This is a genomic window from Komagataeibacter oboediens, from assembly GCF_003207815.1.
Lineage (GTDB): Bacteria > Pseudomonadota > Alphaproteobacteria > Acetobacterales > Acetobacteraceae > Komagataeibacter > Komagataeibacter oboediens.
Map to the genome: position 1 here is coordinate 46,850 of NZ_NKTX01000005.1, position 16,989 is coordinate 63,838.

Sequence of the window (16,989 nt, forward strand, 5' to 3'; positions counted from 1 at the left end):
CGCCGGGTGGGGCTGAACAGGCCCCCCGGCGTAACTGACACAGCAAGGACACGCCCTGCAGCGATGCGGGGCGTGCGCCTGTCGTGAGGAGTATCAGGATAATGGCGCAAATTACCGCAGCCCTCGTCAAGGAACTTCGTGAGAAGACCGGCGCGGGCATGATGGATTGCAAAAAGGCCCTTAACGAGGCCGAAGGCGACATTGAAGGCGCGATCGACTGGCTGCGCAAGAAGGGCCTGTCGGCTGCCGCCAAGAAGTCCGGCCGCGTTACGGCGGAAGGTCTGGTCGGCGTGGCGCAGGCGGACAAGAAGGCCGCCATGGTCGAAGTCAATGCCGAAACCGACTTCGTTGCCCGCAACGAGCATTTCCAGAACTTCGTCTCCGAAGTGGCGCATGCGGCACTGGACGTTGGCGACGATCTGGAAAAGCTGAAGACCGCCGTGCTGAAAAGCGGCCGCAGCGTTGCCGATGAACTGACGCACCTGATCGCCACCATTGGCGAAAACATGTCCATCCGCCGCGCGCGCGTGCTGAGCGTGCCGTCGGGCGTGGTCGCGACCTATGTTCATTCCGCCGTAAGCCCGGGTCTGGGCAAGATTGGCGTGCTGGCTGCCGTTGAGGCGCCGACTGCCAGCGAAGCGATGGAAGACCTTGGTCGCCGCATCGGCATGCATGTTGCCGCAACCCGTCCGGCCGCGCTGGATGTGGACAGTGTCGACCCGCAGGCGCTTGAGCGCGAGCGTGCCGTGCTGGTGGAACAGGCCAAGGCGTCGGGCAAGCCCGATGCTATCATTGAAAAGATGGTCGATGGCCGTATCCGCAAGTTCTATGAAGAAGTTGTGCTGCTGGAACAGGTCTGGGTTCATGATGGCGAAAGCCGCGTGCGCAAGATCGTGGAAAAGGCAGGCGCCAAGCTGACCGGTTTCGACCGCTTCCAGCTGGGTGAAGGCATCGAGAAGGAAGAAAACGACTTTGCCGCCGAAGTGGCAAAGGCTGCCGGCAACTGATCACGTTGCCGGTTTCCGGTTTTCTTTTCGCAAGGGCGGGTGTTTCCTGATGGAATGGGAAGCACCCGCCCTTGTGCTTTCCGCCACCCCGTATGGGGAAGGCAGCGCGATCGTGCATGTCCTGACGGGTGAGCACGGGCTGTATCACGGTCTGGCCCGTGGGGGATCATCCAGACGGGGTCGCGCGGTCTGGCAGACGGGGAACCTCGTGCGTGCGCGCTGGACCGCCCGCCTGCCTGAACAGCTGGGCAACATTACGGCGGAGACGGTCCACGCATCTGCCGCCCGCATACTGGACGATCCGCTACCGCTGGCCATGCTGGCATCTCTGTGCGCGCTGGCCGATGGCTGCCTGCCCGAACGCGAACCCCACCCCGCCATATTTCAGGGACTGGCCAGCCTGCTTGCGCGGATCAGCCTTGACCCGCAATGGGCGGTGGCCGAAGCCATGCCCGAAATCGTGCGCTGGGAACTGCTGCTGCTGTCCGAACTCGGCTTCGGGCTGGATCTGGGCCACTGTGCCCTTGGTGGCAGGTGTGACGACCTGCGCTGGGTATCGCCGCGCACCGGACGGGCGGTATCGGATGAACGGGCGGGAGAATGGCGTAGCCGCCTGCTGCCGCTGCCCGGTTTCGTGTTGCATCCCGATCAGGTCGGCACGCCGGTGGACTGGTATGACGGGTTGCGCCTGACGGGTCACTTCCTGCAACGTGACGCCTTTGGGCAGCGTCATCGTCCCGTGCCCGAAGCCCGGAGCAGGCTGCTGGACATGATTGCGCGTGAGGCGGACATTTCCCCGCCAGATGCGTCGCCTGACGCCACCACGACCGCTACAGACTGAGTACGAGCATTGGACAAAGCGTAAAGTTTCGCTATCTGTTCACCTGCGGGAGGGAGATTGCATGCCTGTGGACACAACAGCCGGTCATATTGAAGATACCAAGCTGGCCGATGCGCTGAGCGAACGTTACCTGGCCTATGCCATGTCAACGATCATGTCGCGTTCGCTGCCCGATGTGCGCGACGGGCTGAAGCCGGTGCACCGTCGCATGATCTATGCGATGCAGCAGCTCAAGCTGGACCCGTCCGCCGGGTTCAAGAAATGCGCCCGTGTGGTGGGTGACGTGATCGGTAAATACCATCCGCATGGCGATGCCTCGGTCTATGAGGCGCTGGTGCGACTGGCGCAGGATTTTGCCGTCCGCTATCCGCTGGTGGAAGGGCAGGGCAATTTCGGCTCAATCGACGGTGATAACGCCGCCGCCATGCGGTACACCGAATCCCGTCTGACCGAGGTGGCCAAGGCCCTGCTGGAAGGAATCGGTGAGGACTGCGTTGACTTCCGTCCCACTTATGATGGCGAGGAACAGGAACCCGTCGTCCTGCCCGCGGCCTTTCCCAACCTTCTGGCCAACGGGGCGGCAGGCATTGCGGTGGGCATGGCGACCTCGATCCCGCCCCATAACGTGGGCGAGATCTGCGCGGCCGCCCTTGCCCTGATCCGTAGGCCCGCCATGACTACGGCCGACCTGCTGAAACATATGCCCGGTCCGGACTTCCCCACGGGGGGCAGCATTGTGGAAGACAGCGACGCCATTGCGCGTGCCTACGAGACGGGACGCGGTTCCTTCCGCATCCGGTCGAAATGGGAGGTGGAGCAGGGGCGTTTCGGCACATGGCAGATCGTGGTGACCGAAATTCCGTATCAGGTGCAGAAATCACGCCTGATCGAACAGGTCGCGGACCTTATGGAACAGAAGAAGCTGCCCCTTCTGGCCGATATCCGCGATGAAAGCACGACCGACATCCGGCTGGTGCTGGAACCAAAGTCGCGTGGGATCGAACCTGCGGTACTGATGGAAACCCTGTTCCGCGCAACGCAGCTGGAAAGCCGCTTCGGCCTGAACATGAACGTGCTGGGCGCCGACCAGGTGCCGGGTGTGCGTAGCCTGAAGGACGTGCTGCAGGCCTGGCTGGACCACCGCCATGACGTGCTGCAGCGCCGTAGCGCCAACCGGCTGGCGGCGGTCAACCGGCGTCTGGAAATCCTTGACGGGTTCCTTGCGGTCTATCTCAACCTTGATGAGGTGATCCGCATTGTCCGCGAGGAGGATGATGCGAAGGCAGCGTTGATCGCGACGTTCAGCCTGACGGAACTGCAGGCGGAGTCAGTCCTGAACATGCGCCTGCGCAGCCTGCGGCGGCTGGAGGAAATGGAAATCCGCGACGAGCATGCGAAGCTGAGCGCGGAAAAACAGTCCCTGCATGATCTGCTGGAGCAGGAGGGGCTGCGGTGGAAGCGTATCGCGTCCGAGATCAGGGACATCCAGAAAACCTTTGGCAGCGGTGCGCTGGGCAGGCGACGCAGCCTGCTGGCGGATGCGCCGGTTGAAATCGATGTCGAGGCCGCCCTGCCGGTCGAACGTGATCCGCTGACGGTCATCCTGTCACAGAAGGGATGGATCCGGACCGTACGTGGACATGGACAGGACCCGGAGGCGCTGAAATTCAAGGAGGGCGATGGTCCGGGCATGTCGGTTGAATGCCATAGCAATGACCGGCTGTGTGTGTTCGCAACCGATGGGCGCGCCTTTACGCTGCGCGTGGGGGATCTGCCGCGCGGGCGTGGTGATGGCCAGCCCCTGCGGCTGCTGATCGACCTGTCCAATGATGAGGACATCATTACGATGTTCCCGGTCGAGGACACGCGCAAGCGCCTGCTGGTTTCCAGCGCGGGCCGCGGCATGGTGGTGGCGGAATCGGCCATGACGGCGGAAAAGCGTACCGGCAAGCAGGTGCTGAACCTGAAGGACGGGGAAAGCGCGCAGGTCTGCGCCCCCGCCACAGGCGACCATGTGCTGGTGATCGGCCAGAACCGGCGCATGCTGGTTTTCCCGCTGGATCAGTTGCCTGAAATGACGCGCGGCCTTGGTGTGATCGTGCAGAAATACAAGGAAGGCGGCCTGCGCGATGCAGTCGTGTTTACGGCGGCCGAAGGGCTTGCATGGCCAGATCCGGCCCGCACCCGTTCCTTTGCGGATCTGAAGGATTATGTAGGAAAGCGGGCCGATATGGGCAGGACGGCGCCCGCATGGGCAACCCGCAAACCGCGCGCCTGATCCGGCCGAGGTCATTCCACCGGGCGGAACAGTCCGTCCGGCAGGAAGGCGCTTTCACGTGCTTCGTAATGGGCCGGGTCCAGATCGTGCCAGACGCCACGCGTCATGATCTGGGCCGGACGGAAGCGGGCCTTGTAGGCCATTTTCCGGCTCTCGCTGATCCAGTAGCCCAGATACAGGTAGGGCAGGCCAAGCGTGCGGGTATAGTCGATCAGGTGCATCACCGCGAACGTGCCCAGTGAACGATTCTGGAGTGCGGGATCATAGAAATCATAGACGGCCGACAGCCCGTCATCGAGCTGGTCCACCAGCGCGACACAGGCCAGTTTGCCTTCAGTATCGCGGAATTCGATCATGAAGGTCTCGATCGGGGTATCCTCGATCATGGCGCGATAGTCGGGAAACGTCATGGACGCCATGTCGCCGCCTTCATGCCGGGTCTGCTGATAGGCGCTGAACAGGGTAAACTGTTCAGGCGTGGCCGTGGGGGGGACGCGGGCGGCGTGTAACATGGCATTGCGGCGCAGGGCGCGTTGCTGCGTGCGGCTGGGGTTAAACCGCGCCACGGGCACGCGTATGGGCGTGCATGCGGTGCAGCTTGCGCATACCGGGGCATAGGCAATGGTGTGGCTGCGACGGAAACCGGCACGCGACAGGCGGTTGTGGAACGGCACGGCGTCCGGTCCGCCAATTTCGGTCACAACCTTGCGTTCCATCCGTCCCGCAAGATAGGGGCAGGGCATGGGCGCCGTCGTATAGAACAGCTGTGGATGCCGTGGCGATGTATAGGTCATGCGCTCTCACCAGCCGGGAAACAGGAAGCAGCAGCCCCGCAAACAGGAAAAACAGACTGCCCGTATGCCTATACGGTTATCATATTCTTCCTGTTGCAGGCATCAACTATCCGGCTGCGCGCTTGTGCTTTTGTCGTGTTCAGGCGCGCAGCAGGCGGGCGGCGTCCAGCGCGAAATAGGTCAGGACGCCATTGGCGCCCGCGCGGCGGAACGCCATCAGGCTTTCCATGATCACGCGGTCACGGTCCAGCCAGCCATTCTGGATCGCAGCCATCAGCATCGCGTATTCGCCCGATACCTGATAGGCGAAGGTCGGCACCGCGAATTCCGCCCGAACGCGCTGGATGACATCCAGATAGGGCATGCCCGGCTTGACCATGACCATATCCGCGCCTTCACGCAGGTCCAGCGCGACTTCGCGCAGGGCTTCATCCGTGTTGGCGGGGTCCATCTGGTATGTTTTCTTGTCACCCGTCAGCAGTCCACCGGACCCCAGCGCATCACGGAACGGGCCGTAGAAGGCACTGGCGTATTTGGCGGCGTAGGACATGATGCGGGTATTGACCAGACCGCTCGTATCCAGCGCGGTACGGATCGACCCGATGCGGCCATCCATCATGTCGGACGGGGCGATGATGTCGATCCCGGCAGCGGCCTGGTTGACGGCCTGTGTCACCAGGATATCAACGGATGGGTCATTGACCACGTATCCGTCTTCAATCAGCCCGTCATGGCCGTGACTGGTGTAGGGGTCCAGCGCCACATCGCCGATCAGGCCGATTTCCGGAAATTCCTTTTTCAGCAGGCGCGCCGCCCGACACATCAGGTTGTCGGGGTTGGTGGCTTCGGTGCCCGCTTCATCACGCAGGCTGGTGGGCGTGATGGGGAACAGGGCAAGGGCGGGGATATCCAGCTTTGCCGCAGGTTCCACATGTGCCGCCAGACGGTCAAGGCTGACACGCTGCACGCCGGGCATGGAGGAGACATCGGTGACCGATCCCGTACCTTCGGTCACGAAAATCGGCCAGATCAGGTTATCGGTCGATAGCGTGTTTTCAGACACCAGACGCCGCGTAAACCGGTCGTGCCGGTTACGGCGCAGCCTTGTTTGAGGAAACTGACCGATATTCATCCAATCCAACTCCATCAGGGGAAGGGGCGACTATGATCCTGCAGCGCCCCCGTGCCAAATTATGATCCGGTAACCTGCCCGGTGTTCAGCGTTTCGGGCGCATGGCAGGCATGACGGTGCCCAACCGGCTGTGGCGGATGCCGTACAGTGCGTAGACCATCAGCCCGATCGCAAGCCAGACAACCAGCCGCAGCCATGTCAGCCCATCCAGCGAGAGCATCATGACCCCGCAGCTTATGATTCCCGCAACCGGGATCACAGCACCCCCGGGCACGCGGAAGACGCGCGGGCGGTCGGGTTCACGCACGCGCAGTACGATAACGCCAACACAGACGATCACAAAGGCCAGCAGCGTGCCGATGGATGTCATGTGCGCAAGCTGTTCGATCGGCAGGAAGGCGGCCAGTACCCCTGTCACCCCCATGAAGAACAGGTGACACGCGACCGGCGTGCCCAGGCGCGCATGCGTGCGGCCGAACATTGGCGGCAGCAGCCCGTCCCGCGCCATGGCGAAGAAGACCCGGCTCTGTCCCAGCAGCAGGACGAGGATGACCGACAGGAACCCGCATATGATCCCCAGCTTGACCGCCGCCTTCAGCCAGCCAAACGGTGTCTGGTCAATGGCGGTGGCCACGGGGGCGGCATCCCCGATCATGTCACGGTAATTGACCAGCCCCGTCAGCACGAAAGAAAAGGCGATATAGATAAACGTGCAGATCGCAAGGCTGCCCATCAGGCCAATGGGCATGTCGCGCCCGGGATTGCGTGTTTCCTGCGCCACGGTGGAAACGGCGTCAAACCCCAGATAGGCGAAGAAGATCGTGCCCGCCGCGCGCAGGATGCCAGACACGCCGTAATGCCCGAATTCGCCGGTGTTGGGGGGAATGAACGGGGTGTAATTGGCGGCCTTGATATAAGGCAGCCCGAACCCGATCACGGCGGCGATGATCACCAGCTTGATGATCACCACGATGGCGTTGAGCCGCGCTGATTCGGAAATGCCGCGTATGAGCAGCAGCGACAGCACCCCGATGATGAACACGGCCGGCAGGTTCGCGATACCGTGGATGGGCTGTCCATCCACCATTCCCACGACCTCGAACGGGGATGCCATGAGGCGGGGCGAAAGGTGGATGCCCCATTCATCCAGCAAAGAGCGCATGTACCGCGCCCAGCTGACCGATACGGCCGATGCACCCACCGTATATTCCAAAACGAGGTCCCACCCGATGATCCAGCCTGCCAGTTCGCCAAGGGATGCATAGGCATAGACGTACGCGCTGCCCGCCGCGGGGATCATGCCCGCCAGTTCCCCATAACACAGCCCGGCAAACGCGCATGCCATGGCCGCCAGTACGAAGGAAATGAGTACGGCAGGCCCTGCATTGCTGCCTGCCGCGATGCCGGTCAGCGAAAACAGGCCCGCCCCGATCGTGACCCCGACGCCAAGGGCGACAAGGCTGCCCGCGCCCAGAACGCGTTTCAGCCCCGCATCATTCGCCGGTGCGCCAACCGGCAGCCGGCGCAGCAACGCGCGCGTAATGCCGGTGTTCATATTGCCACGCACGGGACGGCGGGGACGGAAGAAAGGAATATAACAACGGTCAAATCAGCCGGTCTCCATCATTTTGGCGTTGTCTTGACGCCACGATATGGCGCACATAGCAGGTCTGTTCCCATACGTGTCATGTCCGTTTGCCTACCCGGAAATGACAGATCATCCAATGAATGGAGAAACATAACGGTGTCGGACCCCATCAGCCAGACTGACCTCAAGCAGTTTTTCCGCGCCCCACTGACCCAAGCCGACCCCGATGTCGCCGCGATTATCGACGCGGAACTGGTGCGTCAGCGCGACGGGATTGAACTGATTGCCAGTGAGAACATGGTCTCCGCCGCCGTCATGGCAGCACAGGGCAGCGTTCTGACCAACAAGTACGCCGAAGGGTATCCCGGTCGCCGTTATTATGGCGGCTGCGTGGAAGTGGATAAGGTCGAGACCCTTGCCATTGAACGCGTCAAGACGATGTTCGGCGCCGAATTCGCCAACGTGCAGCCCCATTCGGGCGCCAACGCCAACCAGGCCGCCTTCATGGCGATGGTCAAGCCCGGCGATACCGTCATGGGCATGAGCCTGGCCGCCGGTGGCCACCTGACCCACGGCGCCGCCCCCAACTATTCCGGCAAGTGGTTCAATGCGGTCCAGTATGGCGTACGCAAGGAAGACGGCCTGCTGGATTACGAGGAAATGGAACGCCTGGCCCGCGCCGAGAAGCCGAAGCTGATCGTGGCCGGTGGTTCCGCCTATCCCCGTATCATCGATTTCGCCCGCTTCCGCGCCATCGCGGACGAGGTCGGGGCGTATCTGATGGTGGACATGGCCCATTTCGCGGGGCTGGTTGCAGCGGGCCTGTATCCGTCGCCCGTGCCGCATGCGCATGTCGTCACCTCCACCACGCACAAGACCCTGCGCGGGCCGCGTGGCGGGCTGATCCTGACCAATGACGCGGATCTTGCGAAAAAGATCAATTCCGCCGTGTTCCCCGGCCTGCAGGGCGGTCCGCTCATGCATGTGATCGCGGCCAAGGCCGTGGCGTTTGGCGAGGCGCTGCGCCCCGATTTCAAGACCTATCAGGAAGCGGTTGCGAACAATGCCCGCGTGCTGGCGGAAACGCTGGTGCAGGCCGGGTTCGACATCGTGACCGGGGGCACGGACTGTCACCTGCTGCTGGTGGACCTGCGGCCCAAGGGGGTTACGGGACGGGCGGCGGAACGCGCGCTGGAACGCGCCGGCATTACCGCCAACAAGAACGCCATTCCGTTCGACCCTGAAAAGCCGGCCGTCACCTCGGGCATCCGCCTGGGCAGCCCGGCCGCGACGGCGCGTGGCTTTGGTGCGGAAGAGTTCCGTGAAGTGGGCCGCATGATTGACGAGGTGCTGACCGCGCTGGCCAAGACCCCGGGCGAGGAAGGCTGCACCAAAACCGAGCAGGCCGTGCACGAACGGGTCAAGGCGCTGTGCGCGCGCTTCCCCATCTACGCCTGAACATGATGATGGTCGCCCGTTCCGGTTACTGATCCGGGGCGGGCGGCCCTGCATCTGCACGGGCGAACCTTACGGCCGTATGGCCACGGGCGGGGCGCAGGTTGGGCATGACCAGCATGCACCGGTCATAGGGCGTGCGGATTTCATCACTGCCGTCATGCGCCACCACCGTGCCCGCGCTGTCCACGACATGCCCGCTGTGAAAAGGCATGACGAACCGGAACAGTCCCGTCCGGGCCGTCACCACATCGGTCACCACCATGTCGTATCGGGGAATCGTGCCCTCCGTTCCCGCCGAAATGCCGCAGCATGGCCCGATCAGGGACAGGACGGCATGCATGGCCCGCGTGACGGTGTCTTCCCGCCAGTGCTGGCCGGCTTCCAGCAGGCAGGCAGCGGCATTTCCCCCGCTGAAACGCGGGTGATCGATCAGCCTGCACCCGCTGCGGTGCCCACGATCGGCCACGCATACATCCACGCCACGAATACGCCGCGCCATGGCACGGCCCGTGGGCGACAGCCCCGACAGCACCAGCGGCTCACCCGGCCATAACATGGAATGCAGGTCCAGCAGCCTGTCCGCCGTCACGATGACCGGCAGCAGCATGCGCGCCCGGTCGAGTTCATGCGATGTCTGGCGGCTGTCCAGCATGGCTGGCAGCCAGACGCGGTTCATGTCTTCATCCACGCAGCGCGCGCGCACCGGGTCGCACGGGTCGAATAACTGCATGGCCTCGGGGTTGGCGAATACCAGCGACAGCCGCCCCGCGCGCGGACGGATACGGCGTCGCAGCAGGCGGTCCAGCACGATGGCGCCCGCAAATTCATTTCCATGGATCAGGCTGACACAGACGACATGCGGACCCGGCCTGCGTCCTTCGTAATGCATGACGCCCGGAATGCCGCAGTTTCCTGCAAGCCATGGTGACAGGTCGGGTGGGGTAATGCTGACCTTCCAGCGTGGCAGGCTGGACGGAGGGGGGGGCAGGCGCTCCAGAAAGGTGGTGGGCCGCGCCACGCGAACCGGCAGCCGGGGCGCGTTATCCCGCCCATATGTCATGTCAGGGCGACCCGGTCGATGGCCGCGTCTGTCCCGTCATGCGCCGGAATATGGGACTGCATGGCATGGCTGTTCATCATGACAGGCAGTTTATCTACCCTTTACCCTACGGCAAGACCGTGGGGGCGGGGGATGCATGACAAATGTATGACCGTGTCCGTTACTGCGGCAGGCTGGCAATGCGGATGCGCTGCCCCGTCAGGCGTTCTATGTCCTTCAGCGCCTGACGTTCCTCCGGTGCGCACAGGGCGACAGCAACCCCGCGCCGCCCGGCACGTGCGGTACGGCCGATGCGGTGGACATAGGCTTCAGGCTGGGCGGGAATGTCGTGGTTGATGACAAGGGCAATGTCATCAATGTCGATTCCCCGCGCCATGACATCGGTCGCCACCAGCACGCCCACGCGGCCCTGCCGGAAATCACGCAGCATCCGCTCGCGCCGCGCCTGTGAATGATCGCCATGAATCGCTACGGCGGGTGCAAGCGGGCTTATGGCCCGTGCAAGGGTATCGGCTTCGCTCCGGGTGCGGACGAACACCATCACGCGCTGCATCCCGTACTGCCGCAGGCAGGCCAGTGTTGCCTCCGTCTTGTGGCGCATGGGAACGAAAATGGCGTATTGCGCGATGCGCGGCGCGGGGGCGTTTTCCACCTCCATGCTGATACGCACCGGACGGTGCAGCAGACGGGCGGCCAGTTCGGCCATGGCCGGGGGAATGGTGGCGGAAAACAGCAATGTCTGGTGTCGCGCGGGCAGGGCTGCGGCAAGGGCGAGCATTTCTTCCGCGAAACCGGGGTCCAGCATGCGGTCGGCTTCATCCAGCACGAACTGCCCGACGGTGGACAGGTCCAGTTCCCCCCCATGCACCAGGTCAGTCACCCGGCCCGGCGTGCCGACCACGATCGCGACCCCTTCGGTCAGCGTTCTGGCCTGCACCGCCCGTGCCGTGCCGCCGGTGGCCTGCAGGATGCGCAGGCCGCTGCCACGCACAAGGCCGCGCAGCACGCCCGCCGTCTGGCCCGCCAGTTCGCGCGTGGGCGACAGGATCAGGCAGCGTACGCAGGTATTGCCCGCATCATCAGGCTGCATGAGGGCGGACAGGATGGGGGCGACAAAGGCCACCGTCTTGCCGCTGCCGGTGCCTGCGCGTGCCTCCACATCCCGTCCGGCCATGACGGGGGGAATGACCTCGCGCTGGATCAGGGACGGCTGGTGCAGCCCCATGCGTGTCAGGGCGGCCACCACGCGGCCATCCAGCCCCATGCCGGAGAATGTCGGTTCTGTCTCGCTCATTCCTGCCACTTAGCGCGGCTGGGCGATGGACAAAAGGGGCAGGGCATTGACGCCCCGGTTCATGTCCCGCCACATGGGGGTATGGCAGCTTCCTTACCTACCGCCAGCGTCATCGCGGCGGACCTCGCCGGCATGCGGTCCCAGACCTTCGGGCTGGCGCGGCGCGCGGGACTGGACCCCCATCTGCATGCGCTGACCGTGCGTGGCATATGGCAGCATGTACCCGCCGCGTGGTGGCCTGCGCCCCTGCGTGCGGTCATGCCGCTTCATCTGGATGCCGATTATCGCGACCACCCGATCATCAGCATCGGTGGTAGTGGCGGGGCGGTGGGGGCGGCGCTGCGCCGGCAGGGTGCGCGCGTGATACAGGTGCAGAACCCGCGTCTGTCGCCCGCCCGTTTCGATCTGGTCATTGCCAACCGGCATGACCGGATATCCGGTCCCAATGTCGTCCTGACGCGCACGGCGCTGCATGGCGTGACACCGGCGCTGCTGGATCAGGCGCGGCGGGAGTGGGCGCCATTTTTCGCCCGTCTGCCGCGCCCGCTGGTTGCCGTAATGGTTGGCGGGGGGAATGGCCGTTTCCGGCTGGGACGGGCCGAGGGGGCGAGCCTTGCCACGCAGTTGGCCGCCATGATGCGGCGTGACCGGGTGGGCATTGCGCTGACACCGTCGCGCCGGACGGATCCGGAGGTGTGCGGGGAACTGCAACGCGCCCTGGCCGTGCCGGATGCGTGGGTGTGGGACCAGACGGGGGCCAATCCGTATCTGGGTCTGCTGGCCTGCGCGGACGCCATTGTCGTGACGGTGGACAGCGTGTCCATGATTTCGGAAGCCGTGGCGACCTCGGCACCCGTCATGGTCGCCAGCCTGCCGGGGCGGTCGCGGCGGATCGGGCATTTCCTGCAGGACCTGATGCAGGCGGGGCGCATCCGCCCCTTTGCCGGGCGGCTGGAAACATGGTCTGTGGCACCACTTGATGATACCGTCATGGCAGCGGAAGCGGTGCGGCATCATCTGGGGCTTGCGTCAGTGGAGCAACAATAATTCTCCCGCTTGCGCCAGAAGTGGAATAAAACAGGCACATGCTAGGCATTCGTACCTTTGACCCGCGTTCAGGCGGCAATATGGCCTACAAGGCCCTGACCCATCCTCTGGCAGCGGAAAAGCTGGCCCTTCTGGCCGACAGCCTGAAGGATGCGGGGCCGGTTGCGATCTATGATCCGCATGACATGGTGGACACCGTCATGGCGCTGCTGCCCGTGCCGGTCACTGTGGCGGCGGTCCATACCCATGATTCGCTGAAGGTCGGGCAGATGCGCGCGGGCCAGCCCCTGCGGCCCGTAGTAGACATGGGGCAGGGTGTCGCACGGACCATATGGGCGCTGGATTTCAACCATGCTGCTATGGAAAGCCGCCTGTCCGGCCTGCTGCCCGCAGGGGGCGTGCTGCATACGCTGGGGTCCGTGTGTCTGCCAGGGCACATGCTGTCGGTCGGGCATAACTATCTGGACCGGCTTAATTTTGCCACCAACCTTGCCTTTTTCCGGGATACGGCTGCGCTATCCACCCGCCTGGTCACCGCCAATTACTGGGCGCGGTATGGCGCGCGGGCCGTCCGGCTGTGGCTGCGGCTGTTCGATCAGGACGGGCAGGTGCTGCGGACATGGGATTATGACGTACCGGGCGATGGTCAGGCCATCATCATCGACAGTGCGGACATCCGCCGCAGGTTCAACCTGCCGGAGTTCACGGGCCAGCTGTTCATCCACGCGCAGGGCATAGCAGGCCACGACGTGGTCAAATACGCGCTGGAGACGCGCGGGAAGGGTACGAACGCCAGCCTGTCAGTCACGCATGATGCCAATGCCTGGCCCGCCAACCGTTACGCCAACCTGCCCGCCCCGGCGGAGGGGGAGGACGTGGTGCTATGGGTCCAGAACAGTCATGCCCTGCCCATTCCGTCAGGCAGCATGACGCTCAACCGCATGGGACAGGACGTGCATATGCCCATCCTGCCCGAACTGGCCCCGTACCAGACCATGGCCGTGCACATGCGCGATATCCTGCCCGGGCTGTCATGGCCGGAACAGATCGAATTCCGCGCCGGTGGTCACGTCGTGCGCTCGCGCTACGAAATCACGCAGCACAACCGCACGCGCATCGCCCATCTGAACGTGCAGCGCGCTGACCTGCAGCCCGATGCGGGGATCACCCGGCTGAACCCGCGTTTTTTCGGGCGTGGCTACCTCCTGCCGTTCCCGGTACCTGATCCGGCGCGCTACCGGACGCTGCTTCTGCCATCGCCCATGGCGGAAAGCCTGACCACCCTACCGGTAAGGGTGGACTGCTTCGACGTGGAAGGGGCGGCCGGACCGTCGCGCTTCATGGGCTGCCTGCCGCGTGACCATGGGACGGTGCTGGATGTCAGCGCGCTGGCAACCGGACCGGGACATGGAGAACTGCTGTATGACTTCCGTGACGGAGGGCAGGCGGATGGCTGGCTGCATGCCCTGATCCGGTATGAGGACAGGCAGACCGGCCACGCATCAGAAACCAGCTTCGGCTCGCACATCTTCAATACGATCATGACCTATCGTGGGGAGCCACAATCCTATGTCGGTGCGCCCCCAGGGCTGAGCACGCGGCTGTTCCTGACGGCGGCGGGAAGTGAACCGTTCAGTTTCTGCAGGCTGATCTATCCGGTTTCAGCTACGTGGCATGCGCGGTCGGATACGTCGCTGTACCTGCACGCGGCGGATGGCACGCAGATTGGTCATGAGAAAATAGCCATTCCCATGTCCGGGTCGCGTGAAATCTGGCCCCACCGGATATTTGGCCTGTCCACGCTGGCGCGCGCGGGTGCGGGGGCCTATGTCATCATCCGGGATACGACCTGTCGCCTGTTCGGGTATCATGGCCGCATGGCGGAGGGAGAAGGGCGGTTTTCAGTCGATCATATGTTTGGTTTCTGACCCTGACATACGCACAGTCTGCCCCCATATGACGACAGACAACCCGGCATGGCCGTGATGTAACTTCCCCCGGCGGGAAACAGCACACCCATCCTGTCATGCCGAACCGAGCGGAAGGGAACCCGACTGGACCATGATCGTACAGGATACCAATTTTTTCTGTGACATGCCTGCCGACATGAAATACCTGCGCGATCGTAACCCGCCGCAGAATTTCCTTGAACAGAACATGATATTTGTCCTGCCGCAGCGGCTGCGCAAGTTCCGGAAGAACCTGTTCCACGTCCGGCGGACGGATGCGGACGCCACCGTCTATGCCCCTCTGTTCCAGGTGCGCTGCATAACCGAACATGACCCGGTGCCAGAGGGGTATGACGGGCCGTTTGACGTTTTTCCATTCTATACCAACCCCACCCGCAGGCGGCGGCGCACGCTGGATTATTATGTGCTGTTCCTGTTTCAGGACAAACTGTCCTATGTCAGGTGCCGCGACGCGCTGGACGAACTGCCGTCATAAGGGCCGGATGGGTCTTGCGCCGACTGCCAACATTACTTTGATACCCTGCAGATTATGAAAAGTTTTTGGTGAAGCTCTTTTCATAAAGCGTCAGGGCAGGGCCGTTATTTTGGGGGATGGAAAGTATGCCGGGATTTTCGCCATTTTCATCAGAAAGGAACGGGGAAACGCCGTTCTGGGCGGTTCGACCGGAATACGGTAATGGTGCCCATGAATAACAGCGAGTAACAGGATGCCGGCAGGTGTACATGACACATGACCGGACGCAGCCATAGGCAGCCCGATCCAGCTGATTAATCGCTATTCATCAAATTAAGGGAAAGACCGGATGGTGGGTGCGACAGGGATTGAACCTGTGACCCCCGCCGTGTGAAGGCGATGCTCTACCGCTGAGCTACGCACCCATCCGCTTCGGTGGGGCCTTAATAATCCAGCCGCGCAGGGTGCGCAAGGGGAAAAAGACGCAGGGAATGCTATTTTCGACCCGGCCGGCGGATGCGATAGGCCAGGGCTTCGGCAATGTGGGGGCGTTCCACATCCTCGGCTGCCGCCAGGTCGGCAACCGTCCGGGCAACCCGCAGCAGGCGGGTAAAGCCACGGGCGGAAAGATGCATCTTTTCAGATGCCTGTACTGCAAAATCACGCGCCGTGGCCGTGATGCGGAAATCATCTATGGGGGCTTCGGCATTCCGGGCTTCACCCTGTCTGTCATGCTGGCGCGCGACAGCTTCCCGGACGCGTGCCGCCACGGTGGCGCTGGGTTCGCCGCCGGTGGTTTCGGCAATGCGGGTCAGGGGCATCGGTTCGACATGGACGGCCATGTCCACACGGTCCAGCAACGGACCGGACAGGCGTGCCTGATAATCCTCGCCACAGCGTGGGGCCTTGCGACATTCCTGCGCCGCATCGCCCAGATAGCCGCATTTGCACGGGTTCATGGCCGCGATCAGCTGGAAGCGGGCAGGGTAGGTGACATGGGCTGCGGCGCGGGCAATGGATATGGACCCCGTTTCCATGGGCTGGCGTAGGATTTCCAGTGCCGAGCGGGAGAATTCTGGCAATTCATCCAGAAACAGGACGCCACGATGCGCCAGGCTGACCTCACCGGGGCGGGCACGCGCGCCGCCACCGCTCAGGGCCGTGGGGCTGCTGGAATGGTGTGGATCGCGGAATGGCGGTCGGGACACCGGCTGCCCATCCTTCAGCAGGCCACCAATGCTGTGGATGCGGCTGATTTCCAGCATCTCGACGGGAGTAAGGTCGGGCATGATACCCGGCAGGCGCGCGGCCAGCATGGATTTTCCCGCGCCCGGTGGCCCGACCATAAGTAGCGAGTGACGACCGGCCGCGGCAATTTCCAGCGCGCGACGTGCGGTTTCCATGCCCCGGATATCAGCCAGATCGGGCAGGGCGGTCAGGCCGTCATCCATGCGGGCAGGCAGTTCAACGGGGTCAATGACCTGCTGCCCACGGAAATGGTTCAGCAGTTCGGGCAGGGAACGGACGGCAAGGATGTCCATGTCCTCGCTGGCCCAGCGGGCTTCCACGCCCTGACTGGCGGGACAGATCAGCCCAAGCGACAGTCCGGCCGCCGTCATGGCGGCAGGCAGCACGCCGCAGACCGGGTTTACGCCGCCATCCAGCGACAGTTCGCCCAGCGCGGCATAACGCTGCGCCATATCGCCCGACAGCAGGCCCATGACCACCAGCAGCGCCAGCGCGATGGGCAGGTCGAAATGCGATCCTTCCTTCATCAGGCTGGCGGGCACCAGATTGACCACGATCCGCTTGGCCGGCAGGGCCAGCCCCATGGCGGACAGCGCCGCGCGCACGCGTTCGCGGGATTCATTGACAGCCTTGTCCGGCAGGCCCACGACCAGAAAGGACGGCAGACCGATGGAAAGCTGGACTTCAACTTTGACAGGAACGGCTTCGATGCCGGAAAAGGCAAAGCCACAGATGGATGCAAGGGCCGTATCAGTCATGACATGATGATGCCGGATTGCGGACGGCTTGGCCATGATGGAACATGGATGAGCGAACCG

General features: G+C 63.4%; 13 protein-coding genes and 1 tRNA gene. 7 read left to right on the forward strand and 7 right to left on the reverse strand.

The genetic code is table 11. The features are described 5' to 3' along the window. Positions 1 to 101 precede the first annotated feature (101 nt). The 3 genes from tsf to parC all read left to right on the forward strand — a co-directional run bounded on the left by tsf (position 102) and on the right by parC (position 4,126). The gene (gene tsf, locus CFR80_RS04755) at positions 102 to 1,007 is read left to right on the forward strand and encodes a translation elongation factor Ts (protein WP_010513496.1); all 906 of its coding nucleotides are present in this window, start codon (positions 102 to 104) and stop codon (positions 1,005 to 1,007) included. A 49-nt stretch (positions 1,008 to 1,056) separates the two neighbouring features. After that, positions 1,057 to 1,848, forward strand: coding sequence for a DNA repair protein RecO (gene recO / locus CFR80_RS04760; RefSeq protein ID WP_010513495.1), 792 nt, complete (start codon positions 1,057 to 1,059; stop codon positions 1,846 to 1,848). Between the two features lie 61 nt (positions 1,849 to 1,909). Continuing rightward, the gene (gene parC, locus CFR80_RS04765; RefSeq protein WP_010513493.1) at positions 1,910 to 4,126 is read left to right on the forward strand and encodes a DNA topoisomerase IV subunit A; all 2,217 of its coding nucleotides are present in this window, start codon (positions 1,910 to 1,912) and stop codon (positions 4,124 to 4,126) included. Between the two features lie 11 nt (positions 4,127 to 4,137). Here parC and CFR80_RS04770 read toward each other — a convergent pair whose 3' ends face one another. The 3 genes from CFR80_RS04770 to CFR80_RS04780 form a co-directional block, all read right to left on the reverse strand. Further along, positions 4,138 to 4,920, reverse strand: coding sequence for an arginyltransferase (locus CFR80_RS04770; protein ID WP_010513492.1), 783 nt, complete (start codon positions 4,918 to 4,920; stop codon positions 4,138 to 4,140). 139 nt (positions 4,921 to 5,059) lie between these two features. Then, a complete protein-coding gene (gene hemB / locus CFR80_RS04775; protein ID WP_010513491.1) occupies positions 5,060 to 6,052 on the reverse strand; it encodes a porphobilinogen synthase in 993 nt (330 codons plus the stop codon). An 85-nt stretch (positions 6,053 to 6,137) separates the two neighbouring features. After that, on the reverse strand, positions 6,138 to 7,607 hold the full coding sequence (locus CFR80_RS04780) for an amino acid permease (protein ID WP_010513489.1): 1,470 nt from the start codon (positions 7,605 to 7,607) through the stop codon (positions 6,138 to 6,140). A gap of 201 nt (positions 7,608 to 7,808) precedes the next feature. On the opposite strand from CFR80_RS04780, the gene glyA reads away from it, so the two are divergent. After that, positions 7,809 to 9,098: a serine hydroxymethyltransferase gene (gene glyA, locus CFR80_RS04785; protein ID WP_029329311.1), complete on the forward strand. Its 1,290-nt coding sequence runs from the start codon at positions 7,809 to 7,811 to the stop codon at positions 9,096 to 9,098. A gap of 25 nt (positions 9,099 to 9,123) precedes the next feature. Here the strand turns inward: glyA and CFR80_RS04790 are convergent, their stop codons facing one another. Together CFR80_RS04790 and CFR80_RS04795 are read right to left on the reverse strand one after the other, a co-directional pair. Then, on the reverse strand, positions 9,124 to 10,158 hold the full coding sequence (locus CFR80_RS04790) for a M14 family metallopeptidase (protein WP_010513486.1): 1,035 nt from the start codon (positions 10,156 to 10,158) through the stop codon (positions 9,124 to 9,126). Positions 10,159 to 10,318: 160 nt separating this feature from the next. Beyond that, positions 10,319 to 11,422 carry a DEAD/DEAH box helicase gene (locus tag CFR80_RS04795; RefSeq protein WP_042658781.1) on the reverse strand — a complete coding sequence of 368 codons (1,104 nt, stop codon included), beginning with the start codon at positions 11,420 to 11,422 and terminating at the stop codon, positions 10,319 to 10,321. A gap of 111 nt (positions 11,423 to 11,533) precedes the next feature. Here CFR80_RS04795 and CFR80_RS04800 point away from each other — a divergent pair, with 111 nt between their 5' ends. The 3 genes from CFR80_RS04800 (at position 11,534) to CFR80_RS04810 (ending at position 14,944) form a co-directional block, all read left to right on the forward strand. After that, positions 11,534 to 12,499: a mitochondrial fission ELM1 family protein gene (locus tag CFR80_RS04800; RefSeq protein WP_029329310.1), complete on the forward strand. Its 966-nt coding sequence runs from the start codon at positions 11,534 to 11,536 to the stop codon at positions 12,497 to 12,499. A 38-nt stretch (positions 12,500 to 12,537) separates the two neighbouring features. After that, a complete protein-coding gene (locus CFR80_RS04805; RefSeq protein WP_010513483.1) occupies positions 12,538 to 14,427 on the forward strand; it encodes a hypothetical protein in 1,890 nt (629 codons plus the stop codon). A 133-nt stretch (positions 14,428 to 14,560) separates the two neighbouring features. Beyond that, positions 14,561 to 14,944 (forward strand): hypothetical protein, encoded by a 384-nt coding sequence (locus CFR80_RS04810; protein WP_010513482.1) that lies wholly within the window; start codon positions 14,561 to 14,563, stop codon positions 14,942 to 14,944. Positions 14,945 to 15,273: 329 nt separating this feature from the next. Here CFR80_RS04810 and CFR80_RS04815 read toward each other — a convergent pair. Together CFR80_RS04815 and CFR80_RS04820 are read right to left on the reverse strand one after the other, a co-directional pair. Beyond that, positions 15,274 to 15,348, reverse strand: a tRNA-Val gene (locus CFR80_RS04815). A gap of 69 nt (positions 15,349 to 15,417) precedes the next feature. Beyond that, positions 15,418 to 16,929, reverse strand: coding sequence for a YifB family Mg chelatase-like AAA ATPase (locus tag CFR80_RS04820; RefSeq protein WP_029329309.1), 1,512 nt, complete (start codon positions 16,927 to 16,929; stop codon positions 15,418 to 15,420). Positions 16,930 to 16,989: the final 60 nt, after the last annotated feature.

Bases quoted from the DNA above. Each gene is read 5' to 3' on its own strand.
- tsf (WP_010513496.1), top strand. From the start codon at position 102: ATGGCGCAAATTACCGCAGCCCTCGTCAAGGAACTTCGTGAGAAGACC.
- recO (WP_010513495.1), top strand. From the start codon at position 1,057: ATGGAATGGGAAGCACCCGCCCTTGTGCTTTCCGCCACCCCGTATGGG.
- parC (WP_010513493.1), top strand. From the start codon at position 1,910: ATGCCTGTGGACACAACAGCCGGTCATATTGAAGATACCAAGCTGGCC.
- CFR80_RS04770 (WP_010513492.1), bottom strand. From the start codon at position 4,920: ATGACCTATACATCGCCACGGCATCCACAGCTGTTCTATACGACGGCG.
- hemB (WP_010513491.1), bottom strand. From the start codon at position 6,052: ATGAATATCGGTCAGTTTCCTCAAACAAGGCTGCGCCGTAACCGGCAC.
- CFR80_RS04780 (WP_010513489.1), bottom strand. From the start codon at position 7,607: ATGAACACCGGCATTACGCGCGCGTTGCTGCGCCGGCTGCCGGTTGGC.
- CFR80_RS04790 (WP_010513486.1), bottom strand. From the start codon at position 10,158: ATGACATATGGGCGGGATAACGCGCCCCGGCTGCCGGTTCGCGTGGCG.
- CFR80_RS04795 (WP_042658781.1), bottom strand. From the start codon at position 11,422: ATGGGGCTGGATGGCCGCGTGGTGGCCGCCCTGACACGCATGGGGCTG.
- CFR80_RS04800 (WP_029329310.1), top strand. From the start codon at position 11,534: ATGGCAGCTTCCTTACCTACCGCCAGCGTCATCGCGGCGGACCTCGCC.
- CFR80_RS04805 (WP_010513483.1), top strand. From the start codon at position 12,538: ATGCTAGGCATTCGTACCTTTGACCCGCGTTCAGGCGGCAATATGGCC.
- CFR80_RS04810 (WP_010513482.1), top strand. From the start codon at position 14,561: ATGATCGTACAGGATACCAATTTTTTCTGTGACATGCCTGCCGACATG.
- CFR80_RS04820 (WP_029329309.1), bottom strand. From the start codon at position 16,929: ATGACTGATACGGCCCTTGCATCCATCTGTGGCTTTGCCTTTTCCGGC.